We start from the raw sequence: 19853 nt of genomic DNA, 5'->3' as shown, positions 1-19853 counted from the left end.
CGGATCAGTCGACGGGCTCGAGCGCCCGCCGGGAGATCGCCAGCAGGGCGGCGCGCAGCTCCTCGTCGGGCACGTCGGCGAAGGTCCCGCAGGTCTCGGAGATGCCGGCCAGCAGCACCAGCGCGGCGATCCGGGCGGCCGGGCGTTCCGGGTGCCCGGCGAGCGCGTCGGACAGCCGCTCGGAGATGCGCTGGATGTGCGCGAAGGCGGGCTGCTGGAGCAACTCCGGGAACTCTCCCCGGAGCAGGGCGATCTCGCGCCGGAAGCGGACCGCGAGGTCCACGAAGCCCTCGGCGGCGACCCGCTGGGCGGCCGCGCCGCGATGCGCGCAGATCTGCTCGTCGAGCGCCCGGAGGGCGCCGATCGCCGGGGCCATCAGCTCGGTGAGGATGGCCTCCTTGTTGGCGAAGTGGTAGAACACCGTCGCCTTGGAGCAGCCCACCTCGCGGGCGATGTCCTGCAAGGAGGTGCCCCGGTAGCCGGTCGCCGCGAAGCGTCGGGCCGCCGCCGAGAGGATCTCGTCGTGCGTCTCCGGAACCATCCGCGCCATGCCGGCCCACCTCCCCGACCAGCATGCCTGACCGATCGGTCAGACCCTGACCGATCGGTCAGATCAGTGCCGTGGCCTTCCCCACACCGGCCTGATGTTTAACCCGCGATCGTCCCCTCAATCTCCTGATCATGCGGTTGCCGCCGGACGGAGCGCGTTCGCCGCCGGTGGCGGGCGTTCTCCGTCGGCGACAACCGCATTGATCGGCCGACCGTCAGGGGGCGGGGACCACCTCGCGTCCCAGCGGCCAGAAGGCGGCCGGCACCAGCTTGAAGTTGGCGATGCCGAAGGGGATGCCGATGATCGTCAGGCAGAGGGCCACGCCGGCGGCGATGTGGGACAGGGCGAGCCACCAGCCGGCCAGCACCACCCACAGGACGTTGGCCAGCCCGGAGGGGGCGCCGGCGCCGGGCCGGGGCACCAGGGTCCGGCCGAAGGGCCAGAGCGAGTACACGGCCAGGCGCAGCGAGGCCACGCCGAAGGGGATGGTGACGACCAGCAGGAAGCAGACCAGCGCGGCGAGACCGTAACCGGCGGCCAGGACGATGCCCCCGCCGAAGACGAGCCACAGGACGTTCAGTACGAAACGAATCACCCCTCCAGGATGCCCGCGTCGCGCCACCCGGCGGCCGTCCCCGTTCCGCCACCCGGCGGACGTCAGCGGGGCGGGTGGGTCCGGTCGTACGTGGCGCGGGCGTCGGCGACGGCGCCACGGTGCCGCTCCGCCCAGTCCGTCAGGGCGACCAGCGACTGGTAGAGCTCCAGTGCGATCGGCGTGGCTGTGTACTCCACCTTCGGCGGAACGGTCGGGTGGACCGTGCGGTGCAGCAGCCCGTCGCGTTCCAGGTTGCGCAGGGTCAGGGTGAGCATCCGGCGGCTGATCCCCTCCACGCAGCGTTCCAGCTCCGTGAAGCGCACCGGGCCCGGGGAGGCGGCCACGAGGATGCCGATGCTCCACTTGCCGCCCACCCGGTCGAGCACCTCACGCACCGTGCACGCCTTGGCCTGACCGGGGGTGAAGAGCCCGCCCGCCCCGCACGCCTGCGGCGCCCGGCCAGCGGTCACCTCGCTGTTCCCCTGGGACATGAAAGTGCCTCCTTACGCTCCGCCTGATGGTCACAGAGGATGACCCTGGTAACAAACCGTGCACCTAGGAGGCGCGCCGTGTCCACCCGTACCGTCGAGTCCCGCTGGCCGGCGCTGCTCCTGCTCTGCGCCGGCAGCCTGATGATCATTCTGGACGGCAGCATCGTCGCCGTCGCACTGCCGGCCATCCAGCGGGACCTCGGCTTCACCGCCACCGGGCTGGCCTGGGTGGTCAACGCCTACCTGGTCGCCTTCGGCGGGCTGCTGCTGCTCGCCGGTCGCCTCGGTGACCTGCTCGGTCGCCGCGCCGTCTTCCTGGCGGGCGTCGCGCTGTTCACCCTGGCCTCGATGCTCTGCGCGGTCGCGACCGGGCCGGCAGGGCTCGTCGCGGCCCGCTTCCTGCAGGGCGCGGGCGGGGCGCTCACCATGGCCGTCAGCCTCGGCATGATCGTCCGGCTCTTTCCCGCCCCGGCCGAACGGGCCCGGGCGATCGCCGTCTTCAGCTTCACCGGCGCCGCCGGCTCGTCCATCGGCATGCTCGCCGGGGGTGTACTCACCGACCTCGCCGGTTGGCCCGCCATCTTCGGAATCAATCTGCCGATCGGGTTGATGATCATTCTGGGTGCCGTACGCCTGATCGGGGCCGACCGCGGCATCGGGTGGCGGGCCGGGCTGGACCTGCCCGGCGCGGGACTGGTCACCGCCGGCCTGATGCTCACCGTGCTGGCGATCGTGGGCACCGCCGAACACGGCTGGGCCTCGGCCCGGACGCTCGGGGCCGCCGGGACCGCAGCGGCCCTGCTCACGGCGTTCGCGCTGCGCCAGCGCGCCGGTACGACCCCGTTGCTGCCGCCCCGGGTGCTGCGCATCCCTGACCTGGTCGCCGCCAACGTCGTGCAGTTCCTGATGGTCGCCGCGTTCTTCGGCTTCCAGTTCCTGCTCGCGCTGGAACTACAGCTGGTGCTCGGCCTCGACGCGGCGGCCACCGGGCTGGCCTTCCTGCCGACTCCGGTGACGATCGCGGTGGTCTCGCTCGGCCTGGCCGGCCGGCTGACCACCCGGTACGGCGCCCGCCCGGTGCTGCTCGCCGGGCTGACGCTGGCCGTGGTCGGGTTCCTGCTGCTCGCCCGCCTCCCGGCCGACGGCCGCTACCCGGCCGACGTGCTTCCCGCGCTCCTCGTCTTCGGTGTCGCCGCCGGGCTGTGCCTGCCGGCGGTCACCACCCTGGCGATGGCCGGCGCCGACCCGGCGAACGCGGGGCTCGTCTCCGGGCTGGTCAACACCACCCAGCAGGTCGGCGGCGCGCTCGGGCTGGCCGCGCTCGCCACCCTGGCCGCCAGCCGCACCGAGGGCCTGCGGGGTGCCGGTCGGGTGGCGGCCGACGCGCTCGCCGCGGGTTACCGGAGCGCGTTCACAGTGGCCGCCGCCCTCGTCGCGACCGCCCTCCTCGTGGCCCTGACCACCCTGCGCTCCCGCCCGGCCCCCGCCCCGGCGATCAGCCGGAGCGCAGGACGCGGGGCAGGGCGGTGAGGACGGCGGGGAAGGCGCGCCCGACGTCGTCCGGGCCGCTGGCGGTCCGTTCGGCGCGCGTCGCCCCGCCGCGTCCGGTTGACCGCCGGCCCCCGGCCCGCGAAGGTGGTCGGATGAGTGGCGCCGACGAGACCCGCGACGGGGTGTCGCTGACCAACCTCGACCAACCGCTGTTCGACGGGGCCGACGCGACCAAGCGGGACCTGGTCGACTACCTCGACGCGGTGCGCGAACGGATCCTGCCGCGGCTGCGCGGCCGGCCGCTGTCGGTGATCCGGGTCCGGCCGGGACAGCCGCCGTTCATGCAGAAGAACCTGCCGAAGTACACCCCGGACTGGGTGCCCCGCACCCCCGTCTGGGCCGAGGCGTCGCACCGCGAGATCTCGTACGCGCTCTGCGACGACCGGCGCACCCTGCTCTGGTTCGCCAACCAGCGGGCCGTGGAATACCACCCCACCCTGGCCACGGTCGACGACCTGCACCGCCCCACCGACCTGGTGCTCGACCTCGACCCGCCGGAGGGCGACTCCTTCGCGCTGGCGGTCGCCGCCGCCCGGCTGGTCCGGCAGGCGCTGGCCGACGCGGGGCTCGACGGCGCGGTCAAGACCAGCGGGGCCAAGGGCGTGCACGTCTTCGTGCCGGTGGCGGAAGGCACCAAGGTGGAGGACATGGCCGCCGCGACCCGGGCGGTGGCGGCGCGCGCCGAACGGCTGGACCCGGCGCTGGCCACCACCGCCTTCATCCGCGAGGACCGGGGCGGCAGGGTGTTCGTCGACTCGACCCGCTCCGGCGGGGCGACCGTGGTGGCCGCCTACAGCCCCCGGCTGCGCCCGGGCGTGCCGGTCTCCTTCCCGGTCGACTGGGCCGACCTGGGCGACGTCACCCCCGCGGACTTCACGATCCGTACCGTCCCGGCGCTCGTCGCCGACCGCGACCCGTGGGCCGAGCGGCTGCCCGCGCCGCAGCGGCTCCCGGAGGACCTGGTCGCGCAGGGGCACACCATCCCGGTCGCCCGGGTGCAGGCCATGCACGAGGGCAAGCGCCGGGCCCGCGCCCGCCGCGCCGCCGACCAGGGCTCCGGGTCCGACCCCGGCCCGGCCGCCCACCCCACCGGCCCGGGCGGGAGCGGCACCGGCTGACGAGGGTGCGGCCGGGTGCCGGGCGTCGCGGAACGCCCCGGCACCCGGCCGACGTCGAGGTGGGGCCGGCCGTCGGCGGCACCCCGGTTCGTCAGCCCACGGCGATGCCGTGCAGGAAGCCGTCCTGGTCGCCGACCATGAGCATGTCGCCGATGACCACCGGCGGGCTGTAGCAGTACGCGCTGGTGGTCAACTGCAACCGGGTCCGGACCGAGCCGGTGGTGAGGTCGACCGCGACCACCAGGCCGGTGGTGGTGGGGATCCACGCCACACCGTTGTGGATGGCCGCGCCGGTGCTGACCGGGCGGGCGCCGAGGCCGGTGGTCCACCGGGCCCGGCCGGTGGCCGGGTCCACCCGGGAGGCGGTACGACCACCGTCGTCGAACATCACCACGTCGCCGTTGTCGAGCAGGAGCTTCGGGGCGTAGATGTAGGAGCCGGCCATCGACCAGCGGAGCTCGCCGGTGTCAGGGTCCAGCGCGTACGCACTGGTCACGGTGGACACCAGGACCAGGCCGTTGGACAGCACCTCCAGGTTGTCCGCCCACGGGCCGTAGATGAGGCGGCTGTAGACGGTGGCGCGGGTGGTGGTGGAGAAGGACCACAGCACGGCACCGGTGCGGGCGTCGTGGGCGTAGACGTTCCCGTCCCCGGCTCCGGCGTAGACGCGGATGCCGTCGCTGGCCGCGCGCCCGGCGAACATGCCCTTTCCGGCCACGTTCCAGACCGTGCCCCCGGTCCGGGCGTCGATGACCTGCCGGGTCTCCCCGGCGGAGAGCGCCACCACGGTACGACCGTCGACCGTCGTCACCAGCGGGCTGCCGAGCACCGGGGCGCCGGCGTCGTGGGTGAACCGGCGCCGGCCGGTGGCCGGGTCGAGGGCGTAGAGGCGGTGGTCGTCGGAGGGGACGTAGAGGGTCCTCCCGTCGGGGGCGAACGCCGGTCGGCCGTGCACCGGGCCGATCCGCTCCCGCCAGCGCCGGGACAGCCCCCGCCGGCTGGGCCGGGCGCCGATCACGGTCCCGTCGGTGGTGGCGGCGACCAGCAGATCGTCCCGGACTGCCAGGCCGGCCTGCACAGGCGCGCCGAGCTGTTCACTCCAGCGCAGCCGGCGGGCGGTGTCGGGGAGTTCGAAGGTGCGGGTCTGTTCGTACCAGGCACCGTCGGCGTCGGTGACCCGTACGGTCATCCGGTGCTCGCCCGGCGGCAGCGACGTGAGGTCCAGGCCGCCGGAGAAGCGGCGGCCGGCGCCGTCGGAGGCCAGGTTCCGCCACTGGCCGTCGTCCTTGAGCCCGTATGTGTGCTGCGGGTAGAGCTGGGCCTTCACGTTGGCGGCCCGGACGTGCGGAGCGAGCCGCACCGACACGCCCAGCCCGGCGCCGGCCGGGTCGAGCGAGACCGCCTGGGGCCGCTGCGCGATGGCGGTCCGCGGCCCGCTGATCGGAATGTCCAGCACCGACCGGGACTCGGCGCTGCCGTCGGCGCCCCGCTGTACGGCCGTCACCTTCAGCACCTGGCCGTCGGGGCCGGCCGTGCGCTGCACCCAGTAGTAGATCGCCGAGCCGCGGGTGTCGTCGACCGCCAGCTGGGTCACTCCGTTGAACCGCTGCACCTGCTCGGCGTGCACGTGCCCGGCGAACACGGCCCGTACGTCGTAGCGGTCCAGTAGCTCCAGCAGCCGCTCCTGGTCGGAGACGTAGTAGTTGTCGCCGCCGAACGGGAAGTGGCACAGCAGGATGATCGGCACCCCGGGCGCGACCCGGTCCAGGTCCCGGGTCAGCCACCGGATGCCGGACTCGCCGAACCCGCCCGGTTCCTGGAGCAGGTGGCTGGGGTCCAGCGCGACGAAGTGCAGGCCGTCGAAGTCGAACGAGTACCGGCTCGGCCCGAACAGCTTGCCGTACCGCTCGCCGGCGGTGTTGTCCCATCGCCAGTCGTGGTTGCCCGGCACGTGCCGGATCTTGGGACGTAGCCCCACCGGGATGGTGCCGACGTAGGTGTCGTACTCGTCCACGGAGCCGTGTTCGACGATGTCCCCGACGTGGCAGACGATCGACGGGTTCCGAGCGGCGATCTGCTCGTACGTCCAGCGCACTCCCTCGGTCCGCTCAGGAAGGTCCACGTCGATCTGCGTGTCACCCAGCAGCGCGAACCCCGCAGACCACGGTCCACCGTGTACGGACGGGCCGGCCACCGCGGGCGAACCGGCGGCCACCGCGCCGGTGGCCGCCGCGGCGACGGCACCGACGCCCAGGCCGAGCAACCGGCGTCGGTCCATCGAGAGAGGTGCGTGGTCAGGGGCGGGCAGCGATGGCATGGCCTTTTCCTTCCGGCAGGTTCTCGCGGAATGCCGGAGAGTTTGGCACGGCTCCAGGCGCCTGAACAGCGGGTCTCTAGCATATTCGCGGCCGATCCGAAGGAAAACGTCAACCTGACGGTGTGGATGGTCCATAACTTGCACCTGCGCGGGGTTCCGTCCTGGGCCGGCGCGGCAGGGTCGGTGTAACGCCGCGCCGCCGCCGGACCAAGAAAGGGTGCAACGGCGAACCGAGGAGAGGACGGCCTGTGAGTAGTTCGAGCCCGAAAGGGGAGGCTCTCGTCCCGATCGGTACGGACCCGGCGGCGTTCGAGGCGTTCTACCGCCGGCACGTGGAGACGATAGTTCCTCTTCACCGAATGGCGGCTCACCCGGCGGCTCACCCGACCGGAGCACCCGGAGTCCGGCCCGTACCTGGAGGAGCGGCTCCAGCGCTGGGTGCCGGTCGGCGACGCCCCGACCTGGCAGCAGCGGCGGCGACCGGAGGCCCGGCCGGACGAGTGGCGGACCGACGATCTCTCAGGCCATCCTCGACGGGCTGGCTACGTCACGGACCTGCCCACCGACCCGGAGCAGATGCTCCGTTACCTGCGGGAGCAGCCGGATCCCGTACCGCTGCCGGCCGGTGCCGACCGGGAAGCTCTCCGGAACGACCCGTGGTGTTGCTTCAACGTCGGCGCGTGGCTGCTCGAGGGCTACCTGCCGCCGCAGTCGCGCGGCGCGCTGTTCCAGGCGCTGGCCCAGTTTCCCGGAGCCGCGGTGGTGCCCGGGGAGGTGCGGGACGCCGCCGGCAGGCGGGGGGTGGCGCTGCGGTGGCCCGGCGTGACCGGTGCGCACTGGGACCTGATCTTCGATCCGGCGACCCACGCCTACCTCGGCAACCGGGTCGTGCTGGTACGCGACGGCAGGGAGTCGCTCGACTGGAGCACCGCCGTCGTCCGGATGGCGATCGTCGACCGGTCGGGGCAGGCTCCCTGACAGCGCGGATCACGAGAAAGGCCACTGACCGGGACAACCCTGGTCAGTGGCCTTTTGTGTGGCTTGTGGTGGTGCCCCCGGCAGGATTCGAACCTGCGCCACCGCCTCCGGAGGGCGGTGCTCTATCCCCTGAGCTACGGGGGCTCAGCGACTGGAGAAGACTAGCAAACGCCTTCCCGGAATGCCGAATCGGTATCCTGCACCTCCCCCTCGTGCCGCCCGCGCCCCGGGCCGCCTGCGCCTCACGCCGCGCCGCCTGCGCCTCACGCCGACCGGGGCGGAATGGCGGAAGCGGGTACGCGCGCGTCCTGCGCACGAGTGGAACATCACGGTTGTATCCCACCCCGGGAGACAACCCTGGTGCTCCACTCGTCAACTCCCGTGAAGGTCTCCGGGACGCACCTGACCGCCCCGTCGCCATCCGGCCGTGTCGGCCTGAGTGCATCGCTGCCGGTGTCGGCCGGGCGACGAGGCAGCCGAGCGGCGGCGGTGCGGTCAGGCGGCGACGGCGCGGCCGCAGCTCGGCAGCGGGTGCAGCACGACGCGTCGGGGCAGGCGCCGGGGCCACTCGTTACGGGGCCAGGAGCCGTCGATGATCAGGTGCACGGTCCGTTGCTCCTCGCCGCTGAGCCGCAGCACGAAGTCGCGGGGGAGGGGCGGGTCGACCGACGGCGTGGTGATCATGAAGCGCACCCGGCCGCGGGACGAGACCGCGGAGATGACGTCCGCCGCCGGCATGGTACCCCGCAGGCGTACCCGGCCGATCCAGTAGACCTCGGCCAGGTGCTCCTGGGCCGAGCGGGTGATGGCCGGGTACTCGCTGCGCACCCAGCGTTCGACCGCGCCGACGCAGAGCCCGCAGGCCCTTTCCCGGGGTTCCCGCGGCCCCAGCCCCCAGGCCCGCAGGTACGCCCCGACCGCTCCGGCGTCCATCGGCGTCTCGAAGCGGCGGTGGATGAGGGTGTGCAGGCTCTGCCGCGTCCACAGCTCCTCGTCCAGGCCCAGTTCGTCGGGGTAGACGCCCCGCAGCACGTCGATGAGTTCGAGTTCCTGTTCGCGGCTGAGCGTTCCCGGCTCGCCCTGCCGCTGTCCGCGACGGGCGGCTGCCACCGCCCCGTCACCGCCGATGGTGTGGCGCCGGCACCAGCTGGTGACCGAACGCCGCGCGTCTCTCAGTGCGACACCCACGTCCTGCGCAACGAGCCCGAATCGCAACTGGTCACGATATGTGCGGAGAAAACTCTCTTAGCGTAGTAATCGGTCGTACCACGTAACTAACCCCTGTAGCCGGCTAAACCGGACAGGGTGGCGCCGGCAGGCCCAGCCGGTGCGGGACCGGGGCGCGGGGGCGGAAACGTCGGGAGGCCCGCGTCGGGCCGGGGAACCGGTGGCGACGCGGACCTCTCGACGGGTGGCGCGGGTGGCTCAGCCGCCCAGGCGCTGCAACGCGTTCTGCAGGTTGGTGATGTCGTTGCGCTGGGTGTTCTTCATGGTCTGCGCCGTCCTGACCACGTCGGGCTCGTCGCTGACGTCGAGGATGCCGTCGATCATGTGGATGCCGCCCAGGTGATGGTCGATCATCAGTTGCAGGAACAGGACATCCAGCTCCCGGCCCTCGGCCGTGCGCAGCTTCGCCATCTCCTCCGGGGTGGCCATGCCCGGCATCAGCCCGTCCTTGACCAGGCCCGCGCCGTCGGGCATCCACGACATCGCCGGCTCGCTGCCCGCCGGGTCGAGCCCCCACGAGCGCAGCCACGTGTGCATAATGCCGCTCTCGCCCTGCTGGGCGATGGCGATGTCGCCACCGATGCTGCGGACCTCCTGGTCCGTGCCCCGGTCGAAGGCGGTCATGCCCATCTCCACCGCCTGCGCGTGGTGGGCCAGCATGTCCCGGGCGAAACCCGCCTCCGCCGAGGCGTCGCCCGGCCGGGTCAGCCGGGGCGTCAACAGGCCGCCCGCGTACCCGAGGAGCAGGCCGACCACGACGGCGAGGGCCAGCGCGGCGGTGCCCCAGCGGCGCGCGGAAGGCCGCCGCTCCTCCGGAGCCGGGTTGGCCGGCTCGCTGGTCTCGATCACGGTCGGGGTGCTCATCGCTCTCCTCAGCCCTGCGGCATCTGCGGGGCGTCGTCCCGCGGCGTGGTGCCGGTGGCGGTGATGCCCTGGCTGCACAGCGCGGTCGGGCCCTCGACCGAGGCGTTGACCCGCAGCGTCTGGATGAACTCGTCGACCCGGCTGTCGTCCGGGTTGTCGACCTTGAGCTGGTAGCCCCAGGCCTGCAGGGAGATCGGCTTGTCCAGCCCCTCGAACGGGCTGAGCATCAGCTTCTCCTTGCCCTGCACCTTCTCGGTGAGCTTCGCCACCTGGTCGGCCGGCAGGTCGGGGCGGTAGGTGATCCACACCGTGCCGTGCTCCAGGCTGTGCACCGCGTGCTCGTTGGCGATCGGGGCGGCGTAGACGTCGCCCATGCAGTTCTGCCAGCTCGCGTTGTGCGGCCCGCCGACGGGCGGGAGCACCTCGTAGGTGACCGGCCCCGCCTTGTGGTTGCCGCCGGTGACGAGTTCCTTGTCCTGCTTGCGGAAGTTGACGATGCCGTCGATCGCGTCCGCCCGGTCCTCCCACGGCTTCGCGCCCTGGAACGTCGCCCAGGCGCCGTAGCCGAGGATCGACACGGCGAGCAGGCCCACGGCGGTGAAGAGCGCGATCGGGCCCCAGGCGCGGCCCTGGCTCACCTTCACCGGAGTGATCGGCTTGCGGCCCTTGCCGCCGGCTCCGGGGCGGGAGCCCTTCGGGTTGCCGGAGGCGGACTTGGCGCCGGCGGAGCCGCTCTTGGCGTCGCCAGACCCGGACTTGGCGCCGGCGGCCGGCCGGCCTGCCGCCGGCTTCTTGCCGGTGCTGACCACGGTCGGGCGGCGCTCGGGGCCGCCCGGGGTGCTGATGCTCATGGTGCCTCGTCAGGTCGGTCGGTCAGGGGGTCCGGCGGGCCGGTCTCACGCGCACTGGGTCGCCGCCGCGAGTGCCGAGTCTACCCCCGATAACATGGATCGGTGACTCCCGCAGAACTCGCCGAGGTCGTCCTCACCGCAGCCCACGCCGTCTTCACCGAGCGGGGCCTGGACCGTTCCGCCCTGCCGGAGCGCACGGTGATGGAGCGACCCCGCAACCCCGAGCACGGTGACTACGCCTCCACGCTGGCGCTCCAGCTCAGCAAGAAGGTGGGCGTCCCGCCGCGTGAGCTGGCCACGGCCCTCGCCACCCAGCTCGGCCGGGCCACCGGGGTCAGGTCCGTGGAGATCGCCGGCCCGGGCTTCCTCAACATCCGGCTCGACGCGGCCAGCGCGGGCCAGCTCGCCCGGACGATCGTCGAGGCCGGCGAGGCGTACGGACGCAGCGACCGGCTCGCCGGCCAGCGGATCAACCTGGAGTTCGTCTCGGCCAACCCGACCGGCCCGGTGCACCTCGGCGCCGTCCGCTGGGCGGCCGTCGGCGACGCGCTCAGCCGGCTCCTGCGCGCCACCGGCGCCGACGTCGGCACGGAATACTACTTCAACGACGCGGGCTCCCAGATCGACCGTTTCGCCCGCTCGCTGCTGGCCGCCGCGAAGGGCGAGCCGGTCCCCGAGGACGGCTACGCCGGGGCGTACCTCACCGAGATCGTCGACGCCGTGCGGGAGATCCGCCCCGACGTGCTGGAGCTGGACGACGCCGCCGCCCAGGAGGTCTTCCGCGTCGAGGGCGTGGCGCTGATGTTCGCCGAGATCAAGTCCTCGCTGCGCGCCTTCGGGGTGGAGTTCGACACCTACTTCAACGAGAAGAGCCTGCACGAGCGGGGCGAGCTGGACCTGGCCCTCGAGCGGCTGCGCGCGCAGGGCCGGGTGTTCGAGTCCGACGGCGCGACCTGGCTGCGCACCACCGACTTCGGCGACGACAAGGACCGGGTCCTGCGCAAGTCCAACGGCGAGTGGACCTACTTCGCCGCCGACTGCGCCTACTACCTCGACAAGCGGGAGCGCGGCTTCGAGCGGGTCGTGATCATGCTGGGCGCCGACCACCACGGCTACATCGGCCGGATGAAGGCGATGGCCGCCTGCTTCGGCGACGACCCGGAGCGCAGCCTGGAGATCCTGATCGGCCAGATGGTCAACCTGGTCCGCGACGGCGCACCGGTGCGGATGAGCAAGCGGGCCGGCACCGTCGTGAGCCAGGGGGACCTGGTCGACGCGATCGGCGTGGACGCCTCGCGGTACGCGCTGGCCCGCTACTCCAGCGACTCCCCGATCGACATCGACCTCGAACTGTGGACCCGGGCCACCCGCGACAACCCGGTCTACTACGTGCAGTACGTGGCGGCCCGGACGGCCAGCGTGGGCCGCAACGCCGCCGAGGTGGGGTTGACCCGGGGCGACGCCGAGGCGTTCCGCCCGGAGCTGCTCGGCCACGAGAAGGAGAATGAGCTGCTCAAGACGCTCGCCGAGTTTCCGGCCGTGGTCGCCACGGCGGCCGAGCTGCGGGGCCCGCACCGGGTGGCCCGCTACCTGGAGGAACTGGCCGGCACCTACCACCGTTTCTACGACGAGTGCCGGATCCTGCCGCGCGGCGACGAGGAGGTCACCGACCTGCACCGCGCCCGGCTCTGGCTCAACGACGCCACCCGCACCGTCATCGCCAACGGCCTGCGCCTGCTCGGCGTCTCGGCCCCGGAACGGATGTAGGCGGCCGGTGCGCGTGCGAGGAACGAGCCTGTCGGCCCAGCGAAGCAAGGAGCGGTGATGCGTGCTCACGAGGCCGGTGCGTTGCACGGCGACATGGGCGGTCGGGGGCCGGCGTGGCTGCGTACCCCGCCCGACGTCAACGCCCTGATGCCGCAGCTGTGGCCGCGCACCGTGGCGCGCGGCGCCGACGGCGCGCTGACCGTCGCGGGCCTCGGCGTCCGCGACGTCGCGGCCGAGTTCGGCACCCCGGTGTACGTCCTCGACGAGGACGACCTGCGCTCGCGCTGCCGCGACTTCCGCAGCGCCTTCGACGGCGTCGACGTCTACTACGCCGGCAAGGCGTTCCTCTGCCGCGCGGTGGTCCGGATGATCGCCGAGGAGGGCCTGCGCCTCGACGTGTGCACCGGTGGTGAGCTGGCGACCGCGTTGTCGGCGGGGATGGCGCCGGAGCGCATCGGTTTCCACGGCAACAACAAGTCGGTGACCGAGCTGACCCGGGCGCTGGACGCCGGGGTCGGCCGGATCATCCTCGACTCGTTCGACGAGATCGACCGGCTCACCGCGCTCGCCCGCGAGCGTGGCGTACGCCCCCGGGTGATGATCCGGGTCACGGTCGGCGTGGAGGCACACACCCACGAGTTCATCGCCACGGCGCACGAGGACCAGAAGTTCGGCTTCTCGCTCGCGGGCGGCGCGGCGGCCGAGGCGGCCTTCCGGGTGCTCGACGAGGGCGTGCTGGAGCTGCGCGGCCTGCACTCGCACATCGGCTCGCAGATCTTCGACGCCAGCGGCTTCGAGGTCTCCGCCCGCCGGGTCATCGCCCTGCAGGCGCAGATCCGCGACGCGCGCGGGGTGGAGCTGCCGGAGCTGGACCTGGGCGGCGGCTTCGGCATCGCGTACACCACCCAGGACGACCCGACCGCGCCGCCGGAACTCGCGAAGCGGCTGCGCCGGATCGTCGAGTCCGAGTGTTCGGTGGAGCGGCTGACGGTGCCGCACCTGTCGATCGAGCCGGGCCGGGCGATCGTGGGGCCGGCCGTGTTCACCCTCTACGAGGTGGGCACGGTCAAGTCCGTGCCGGTGGGTTCCGGCGGCGACACGGCCGACGGGCGGCGCGTCTACGTCAGCGTCGACGGGGGGATGAGCGACAACATCCGTACCGCGCTCTACGACGCGTCGTACTCCGCGACGCTGGCGTCCCGGGCGTCGGCCGCCGCGCCGGTGCTCGCCCGCGTGGTGGGAAAGCACTGTGAGTCCGGGGACGTCGTGGTGAAGGATGAATTCCTGCCCGCCGACGTGCAGCCCGGAGATCTTGTCGCGGTGCCCGGCACCGGCGCGTACTGCCGGAGCATGGCCAGCAACTACAACCACGTGCCCCGTCCCCCGGTGGTGGCGGTGCGTGACGGCCAGCCGCGCCTGATCGTCCGGCGGGAGACCGAAGAGGACCTGCTGGCATTGGATGTGGGATGACGTCACCTGTGCGCCTGGCACTGCTCGGCTGCGGCACGGTCGGTAGCGAGGTGGTCCGGCTGCTGCACGAACAGGCCGCCGACCTCACGGCCCGGATCGGCGCCCCGCTGGAGATCGCCGGCATCGCCGTACGCCGGCTCGGCCGCGACCGGGGCGACCTGCCCGTCGACCCGACCCTGTTCACCACCGACGCGCTCGGCCTGATCAAGCGCGACGACGTGGACGTGGTCGTCGAGGTGGTCGGCGGCATCGAGCCGGCGCGGGGCTGGCTGGTCGAGGCGCTGCGGGCCGGCAAGAGCGTGGTCACGGCCAACAAGGCGCTGCTCGCCGAGGACGGCGCCGCCCTGCACGACGCGGCGGCCGAGGGCGGCGGCGACCTCTACTACGAGGCATCCGTGGCGGGGGCGATCCCGCTGCTGCGCCCGCTGCGCGAGTCGCTGCACGGCGACCGGATCAACCGGGTCACCGGCATCGTCAACGGCACCACCAACTTCATCCTCTCGGCCATGGACGCCACCGGCGCCGGCTTCGCCGAGGCGCTGGAGGAGGCCACCGAGCTGGGCTACGCCGAGGCCGACCCCACCGCCGACGTGGAGGGCTTCGACGCGGCGGCGAAGGCGGCCATCCTCGCCTCGCTGGCGTTCCACACCCGCGTCGGCGCGGCCGACGTGCACCGGGAGGGCATCACCGAGGTCAGCGCGGCCGACGTGGCCAGCGCCAGGGCCATGGGGTGCACCATCAAGCTGCTCTGCATCGCGGCCCGGGGCGCCGACGCCGCGGGCCGGGAGACGGTGAGCGTGCGGGTGCACCCGGCGATGATCCCGCTGAGCCACCCGCTGGCCAGCGTCGGCGACGCGTTCAACGCGGTCTTCGTCGAGGCCGAGGCGGCCGGGCCGCTGATGTTCTACGGCCGGGGCGCGGGCGGCGCGCCGACCGCCAGCGCGGTGCTCGGCGACGTGGTCGCGGTCGCCCGCAACCGGCTCGCCGGGGTGCGTTCGGCGAGCGAGAGCGCGTACGCGGACCTGCCGGTGCGGCCGATGGGGGAGGCGCTGACCCGCTACCACGTCAGCCTGGACGTGGCCGACCGGCCGGGCGTGCTGGCGGCCGTGGCCGGGGTCTTCGCCCGGCACGGCGTGTCGATCGCCACCGTGCGGCAGGGGCCGGCGGGCGGCGGCGCGGCCGGCCGGGGCGAGGACGCCGACCTGGTGATCGTCACCCACGTGGCGCCGGACGCGGCGCTCGCCGCCACCGTCGGCGAGCTGCGCGGGCTGGAGATCGTCCGCGCGGTGGCGAGCGTGCTGCGGGTGGAGGGCGGGCTCTGAGCGGCCGGCCTTCGCCCCGGCGGGGCGGACGCTCGCGCGTCTCGCCTGGTGGTTAACTGCGGATGCGCCGGCGGGGGACCGGAGATGCTGGTCCAGGCTGGAGGCGCACCCGGCTCGACGCCGGCGGTGAGGCGAGGGAGAGCGACATGTGGCGGGGTCTGATCGACGCCTACCGGGACCGGCTGCCGGTCACCGACGCCACCCCCGTCGTGACGCTGCACGAGGGGAACACCCCGCTGCTGCCGGCCCCGGTGCTCTCCGCCCGGCTCGGCTGCGAGGTGTACCTGAAGGTGGAGGGGGCCAACCCGACCGGCTCGTTCAAGGACCGGGGCATGACGCTCGCGGTCTCCAAGGCCGTCGAGGCCGGCAACAAGGCGATCATCTGCGCCTCCACCGGCAACACCAGCGCCTCCGCGGCGGCGTACGCGGCCCGTGCCGGCCTGACCTGTGCGGTGCTCGTGCCGCAGGGCAAGATCGCGCTGGGCAAGCTGGCCCAGGCGCTGGTGCACGGCGCGAGGCTGCTCCAGGTCACCGGCAACTTCGACGACTGCCTCGCGCTGGCCGCGAAGCTCGCCCAGGACTACCCGGTCGCCCTGGTCAACTCGGTCAACATCGACCGGCTGCACGGCCAGAAGACCGCCGCGTTCGAGATCGTCGAGGCGTTGGGCGACGCCCCCGACATCCACTGCCTGCCGGTCGGCAACGCCGGCAACATCTCCGCCTACTGGCTGGGTTACTCGGAGGACCTGCGGGACGGCAACGCCACCCGGGCTCCGAGGATGTACGGCTTCCAGGCCGCCGGCGCCGCCCCGATCGTCAGCGGGCAGGTGGTCCGCGAGCCGTCCACGATCGCCACCGCCATCCGGATCGGCAACCCGGCGAGCTGGACCAGGGCGCTGGACGCCCGGGACTCCTCGGGTGGCCTGATCGCCGCCGTCACCGACCGGGAGATCCTGTCCGCGTACCGGCTGCTGGCCCGCGAGGTCGGGGTCTTCGTCGAGCTGGGCAGCGCGGCGAGCGTGGCTGGTCTGCTCCAGCAGGCCGCGGCCGGCCGGGTGCCGGCCGGCTCGACGGTGGTCTGCACGGTCACCGGGCACGGCCTGAAGGACCCGGAGTGGGCCATCTCCACCGCGCCGGTGCCCACCACCATCGCCAACGATCCCCTGACCGCCGCCCGCTGCCTCGACCTCGCCTGACGGGGCCGGGCCGGCAGCGGCGGGCGGTATCGACGCAGGGCAGGGCGTACGAGCGCCGGTTGCGTCGGTTGGCGGCGGGGCCGGCCGGGGGCGGCCGGGCCGGGTGGGGGAGAATTCGTACCCCGCCAGTTCGCCTTTTTCAGGAGTGAGTCACGCCGATGTCGCTGCTCGCCAGATTCAGCCTCGCCAACCGAGGGCTGATCGCCCTCATCGCGGTGGTGACCACGGCGTTCGGACTGTTCGCCGTACCGTCACTGAAGCAGCAGCTCCTGCCGTCGCTGGAGTTCCCGGGTGCGTTCATCGTGGCGGCCTACCCCGGCGCCGGGCCCGAGATCGTCGAGTCGCAGGTCACCGAACCCATCGAGAACAGCATCCAGGGCATCCCCGGGCTGGACAAGGTCATCTCGACTTCCCGTGAGGGCTCCGCGACCGTCCAGGTGCAGTACGAGTTCGGCACCGACCTGGACGACGCGGTCAACAAGATGCAGACCGCCCTCACCCGGATCGGCACGCAACTGCCGCAGGGGGTCGAGCCGCAGGTCATCGCCGGCAGCACCGACGACCTGCCGGCGGTGGTGCTCGCCGCCTCCGGCGGTGCCGACCAGCGCGTCCTCGCGGAGAAGCTGCGCGCCGCCGTCGTGCCCGAGCTGGAGGCGATCGAGGGGGTGCGCACGGTCGACCTGACCGGCGCGCAGGACGACGTCGTGGTCATCGTCCCGAATCCGGCCAGGATGGCGGCGGCGAAGCTCCAGCCGACCGCCCTCGGGACGGCGTTGCAGACCAACGGCGTGACGGTCCCGGCCGGCGCGGTGACCGACGGCACCCGTGCGCTGCCCGTGCAGGTCGGCACCCGACTCGCCACGCTGGACGACCTGCGTGGCGTGGTGGTCGCGCCCGCGGTGGGCCGGGCGGCCCCCGTGCGCCTGGCCGACGTGGCCACCGTCGAGCAGCAGCTCGCCCCGGCCACCGCGATCACCCGCACCAACGGCAAGGACAGCCTGGGCATCGCGATCACCGCCTCCCCGGACGGCAACGCGGTGGAGATCTCCCACGAGATCCGCGACCGCCTCGCCGACCTGCGGGAGGCCTCGGGCGCAGAGCTGACAGTCGTCTTCGACCAGGCGCCGTTCGTCGAGAAGTCGATCGAGAGCCTGACCACGGAGGGCCTGCTGGGCCTGGTCATGGCCGTCGTGGTCATCCTGGTGTTCCTGCTCTCCGTCCGCTCGACCGTGGTCACCGCCGTCTCCATCCCCCTGTCGGTGGTGGTGGCCCTGATCGCCCTCTGGATCGGCGACTACTCGCTCAATTTGCTCACCCTCGGCGCGCTCACCATCGCGGTCGGCCGGGTGGTCGACGACTCGATCGTCGTGCTGGAGAACATCAAGAGACATCTGGAGTACGGCGAGCCGAAGCGGGAGGCGATCCTCGCCGCCGTCCGGGAGGTGGCCGGCGCGGTGACGGCGTCCACCCTCACGACGGTCGCCGTCTTCGCGCCGATCGCGCTGGTGGGCGGCTTCGTCGGGCAGCTCTTCGCGCCGTTCGCGATCACCGTCACGGTGGCCCTGCTCGCGTCGCTGCTGGTCTCGTTGACCGTCATCCCGGTGCTCGCGTACTGGTTCCTGCGGCCCCCCGGCGGCACGGCCGACGACGCCGCGGTGCGCCGGGAGGCGGAGGAGAAGGAACTGCGCAACCCGTTGCAGCGGGCGTACCTTCCGGTGATCAACTTCGCCACCCGCAAGCGGGCCACCCGGTGGATCACCCTGGGACTCGGCCTGGTCGTGCTGTTCGGCACCTTCGGCCTGTCGCGTCAGTTGGAGACCAACTTCATCGACGACTCCGGCCAGGACACCCTCAGCGTCACCCAGGAACTGCCGGCGGGCACCGGGCTGGCCGCCACCGATGCGGCGGCCCGGCAGATCGAGGCGGTGCTGGGGCGCACCGAGGACGTCGAGACGTACCAGGTCACCGCGGGTGGCGGGGACAACCCCTTCGCGGGCGGCGGCAACAACGTCGCGAGCTGGTCGCTGGCCCTCGGCGACGGAACCGACGCCCAGGAGATGCGGGAGAAGCTGCGCCGGGAGTTCGACGCGCTGGGCGCGGGCGTCGGCGAGGTCAGCTTCGGCGCCGCCCAGGGCGGGGCGGCGACCAACCAGATCGAGGTGATCGTCCAGGGCGCCGACCCGGAGGCCCTGACCCGGGCCGCCGAGGAGGTCCGGTCCGCGATGGACGGGCTGGCGGGCGTCGAGGACGTCGCCACCAGCCTCGCCGCCCGGGTGCCGCGGGTCGACGTCACCGTCGACCGGGTCGCCGCCGGGCGGGTCGGGCTCACCGAGGCCGCCGTCGGCCAGCTCGTGGCGCAGGCGTTCCGGGGCACGCCCCTGGGGCAGGTCACGCTCGACGCGGGGCAGCGGGACGTGGTGCTGCGGTTCGCGGGCAAGCCGCCGACCACCATCGAGGAGCTGCGCGCGATGCCCGTCGGTGCGGTCAAGCTCGACGACATCGCCGACGTCACCCAGGGCGAGGGCCCACAGCAGGTACGCCGGATCGACGGCGAGCGCAGCGTCTCCGTCACCGGCACGGCCACCGGCTCGAACCTCGGGGCCATCACCAAGGAGTTGCAGAAGAAGCTGGATGGCATCGACGTGCCGGGGGCGACCTTCGCCGTCGGTGGCGTCAGCGCCGACCAGGAGGAGGCCTTCGCCGACCTGCTCCTGGCCGTGCTCGCGGCCATCGCGATCGTCTTCCTGATCATGGTGGCGACGTTCCGCAGCCTGGTCCAGGCGCTGATCCTGCTGATCTCCATCCCGTTCGCGGCGACCGGCGCGATCGGCCTGCTGCTGGTCACCGGCACCCCGCTGGGCGTGCCGGCGATGATCGGCGTGCTCATGCTCGTCGGCATCGTGGTGACCAACGCGATCGTGTTGCTGGACCTGGTCAACCAGTACCGGGCACAGGGCATGGGGGTCCAGGAGGCGGTGGTCGAGGGCGGCCGGCGTCGCCTGCGGCCGATCCTGATGACCGCGGTCGCCACCATCTTCGCGCTGCTGCCGATGGCGTTCGGCCTCACCGGTGAGGGTGGCTTCATCTCCCAGCCGCTGGCGATCGTGGTGATCGGCGGTCTGCTCAGCTCGACGCTGCTCACCCTGATCCTGGTGCCGACGCTGTACGCGATGGCGGAGAACGCCAAGGAGTCGCTGCGGAACTGGCGGGCCCGCCGCTCCGGTGCCGCGACCCCGACCGCCGTGGCGGGCGACGGCGACCCGGCCGGCGACGAGGCCGACACGGCCGTCGGCGAGTCGGTCGGGGTGTCCGCCGCGGGCTCCGGGTCGGCCGCGCGTACGCAGGCGACCCAGCCCCCGGCGGCCACGTCGACGCCGTCCGGCGCGCTGCTGGACGGCACCGACCAGTTCGAGGTGCTGCGCCTGCCGAAGAGCCGCAGGTCCCCGCTGCCGCCGACCGAGTAGCGGTACGTGCGCGAACGCCCCCGACGGGTCCCGCCCGCCGGGGGCGTTCGCGTCCGATCAGGTGTCCGCCGTGCGCCCGCCGCGCCGGCCGG

14 protein-coding genes, 1 tRNA gene and 1 pseudogene are annotated in these 19853 nt (G+C 73.1%); 8 read left to right on the top strand and 8 right to left on the bottom strand.

The features are described from left to right. Positions 1-4: 4 nt before the first annotated feature. The 3 genes from ACQ452_RS23400 to ACQ452_RS23390 form a co-directional block, all read right to left on the bottom strand. A complete protein-coding gene (locus ACQ452_RS23400; RefSeq protein ID WP_433387344.1) occupies positions 5-550 on the bottom strand; it encodes a TetR/AcrR family transcriptional regulator in 546 nt (181 codons plus the stop codon). A gap of 214 nt (positions 551-764) precedes the next feature. After that, complete coding sequence (locus tag ACQ452_RS23395) at positions 765-1145, bottom strand: YccF domain-containing protein (protein WP_433387343.1); 381 nt, start codon at positions 1143-1145, stop codon at positions 765-767. 62 nt (positions 1146-1207) lie between these two features. Next, a complete protein-coding gene (locus ACQ452_RS23390; protein WP_433387341.1) occupies positions 1208-1636 on the bottom strand; it encodes a winged helix-turn-helix transcriptional regulator in 429 nt (142 codons plus the stop codon). Between the two features lie 78 nt (positions 1637-1714). Here ACQ452_RS23390 and ACQ452_RS23385 point away from each other — a divergent pair, with 78 nt between their 5' ends. Together ACQ452_RS23385 and ligD are read left to right on the top strand one after the other, a co-directional pair. Continuing rightward, positions 1715-3166 (top strand): MFS transporter, encoded by a 1452-nt coding sequence (locus tag ACQ452_RS23385; RefSeq protein WP_433387339.1) that lies wholly within the window; start codon positions 1715-1717, stop codon positions 3164-3166. Between the two features lie 113 nt (positions 3167-3279). Next, positions 3280-4233 (top strand): annotated as a pseudogene (gene ligD, locus ACQ452_RS23380) (non-homologous end-joining DNA ligase); the annotation flags it as partial. Between the two features lie 163 nt (positions 4234-4396). Here ligD and ACQ452_RS23375 read toward each other — a convergent pair. Then, positions 4397-6622: a PQQ-binding-like beta-propeller repeat protein gene (locus tag ACQ452_RS23375; protein WP_433387337.1), complete on the bottom strand. Its 2226-nt coding sequence runs from the start codon at positions 6620-6622 to the stop codon at positions 4397-4399. A gap of 438 nt (positions 6623-7060) precedes the next feature. Here ACQ452_RS23375 and ACQ452_RS23370 point away from each other — a divergent pair, with 438 nt between their 5' ends. Continuing rightward, entirely contained in the window at positions 7061-7600 is a 540-nt protein-coding gene (locus ACQ452_RS23370) for a hypothetical protein (RefSeq protein WP_433387335.1), read from the top strand. Positions 7601-7669: 69 nt separating this feature from the next. Here the strand turns inward: ACQ452_RS23370 and ACQ452_RS23365 are convergent. The 4 genes from ACQ452_RS23365 to ACQ452_RS23350 form a co-directional block, all read right to left on the bottom strand. Further along, positions 7670-7744: transfer RNA gene (locus ACQ452_RS23365), tRNA-Arg, on the bottom strand. Between the two features lie 351 nt (positions 7745-8095). Next, positions 8096-8788 (bottom strand): winged helix-turn-helix domain-containing protein, encoded by a 693-nt coding sequence (locus ACQ452_RS23360; protein ID WP_433394367.1) that lies wholly within the window; start codon positions 8786-8788, stop codon positions 8096-8098. Positions 8789-9025: 237 nt separating this feature from the next. Further along, the gene (locus ACQ452_RS23355; RefSeq protein WP_433387333.1) at positions 9026-9691 is read right to left on the bottom strand and encodes a DUF305 domain-containing protein; all 666 of its coding nucleotides are present in this window, start codon (positions 9689-9691) and stop codon (positions 9026-9028) included. Positions 9692-9699: 8 nt separating this feature from the next. Beyond that, a complete protein-coding gene (locus tag ACQ452_RS23350; RefSeq protein ID WP_433387331.1) occupies positions 9700-10542 on the bottom strand; it encodes a DUF3105 domain-containing protein in 843 nt (280 codons plus the stop codon). A gap of 102 nt (positions 10543-10644) precedes the next feature. Between ACQ452_RS23350 and argS the strand changes: the two genes are divergently transcribed. The 5 genes from argS (at position 10645) to ACQ452_RS23325 (ending at position 19761) form a co-directional block, all read left to right on the top strand. Continuing rightward, positions 10645-12309, top strand: coding sequence for an arginine--tRNA ligase (gene argS, locus ACQ452_RS23345; RefSeq protein ID WP_433387329.1), 1665 nt, complete (start codon positions 10645-10647; stop codon positions 12307-12309). 57 nt (positions 12310-12366) lie between these two features. Continuing rightward, positions 12367-13779, top strand: a complete 1413-nt coding sequence (lysA, locus tag ACQ452_RS23340; protein WP_433387327.1) for a diaminopimelate decarboxylase — start codon at positions 12367-12369, stop codon at positions 13777-13779. Positions 13780-13787: 8 nt separating this feature from the next. After that, positions 13788-15101 (top strand): homoserine dehydrogenase, encoded by a 1314-nt coding sequence (locus ACQ452_RS23335; protein ID WP_433394366.1) that lies wholly within the window; start codon positions 13788-13790, stop codon positions 15099-15101. A gap of 146 nt (positions 15102-15247) precedes the next feature. Further along, on the top strand, positions 15248-16297 hold the full coding sequence (thrC, locus tag ACQ452_RS23330) for a threonine synthase (protein WP_433387325.1): 1050 nt from the start codon (positions 15248-15250) through the stop codon (positions 16295-16297). A gap of 158 nt (positions 16298-16455) precedes the next feature. After that, on the top strand, positions 16456-19761 hold the full coding sequence (locus tag ACQ452_RS23325) for an efflux RND transporter permease subunit (RefSeq protein ID WP_433387323.1): 3306 nt from the start codon (positions 16456-16458) through the stop codon (positions 19759-19761). Positions 19762-19853: the final 92 nt, after the last annotated feature.

It is taken from the genome of Micromonospora sp. KLBMP9576 (assembly GCF_050941805.1).
In the GTDB taxonomy this organism is placed as follows: Bacteria; Actinomycetota; Actinomycetes; order Mycobacteriales; family Micromonosporaceae; genus Micromonospora.
This window is presented reverse-complemented; position numbering and strand designations above follow the sequence as displayed.

Coding starts and splice junctions, on each gene's coding strand:
- ACQ452_RS23325 (WP_433387323.1), top strand. CDS start 16,456: ATGTCGCTGCTCGCCAGATTCAGCCTCGCCAACCGAGGGCTGATCGCC.
- ACQ452_RS23350 (WP_433387331.1), bottom strand. CDS start 10,542: ATGAGCATCAGCACCCCGGGCGGCCCCGAGCGCCGCCCGACCGTGGTC.
- ACQ452_RS23400 (WP_433387344.1), bottom strand. CDS start 550: ATGGCGCGGATGGTTCCGGAGACGCACGACGAGATCCTCTCGGCGGCG.
- ACQ452_RS23390 (WP_433387341.1), bottom strand. CDS start 1,636: ATGTCCCAGGGGAACAGCGAGGTGACCGCTGGCCGGGCGCCGCAGGCG.
- lysA (WP_433387327.1), top strand. CDS start 12,367: ATGCGTGCTCACGAGGCCGGTGCGTTGCACGGCGACATGGGCGGTCGG.
- thrC (WP_433387325.1), top strand. CDS start 15,248: ATGTGGCGGGGTCTGATCGACGCCTACCGGGACCGGCTGCCGGTCACC.
- ACQ452_RS23355 (WP_433387333.1), bottom strand. CDS start 9,691: ATGAGCACCCCGACCGTGATCGAGACCAGCGAGCCGGCCAACCCGGCT.
- ACQ452_RS23375 (WP_433387337.1), bottom strand. CDS start 6,622: ATGCCATCGCTGCCCGCCCCTGACCACGCACCTCTCTCGATGGACCGA.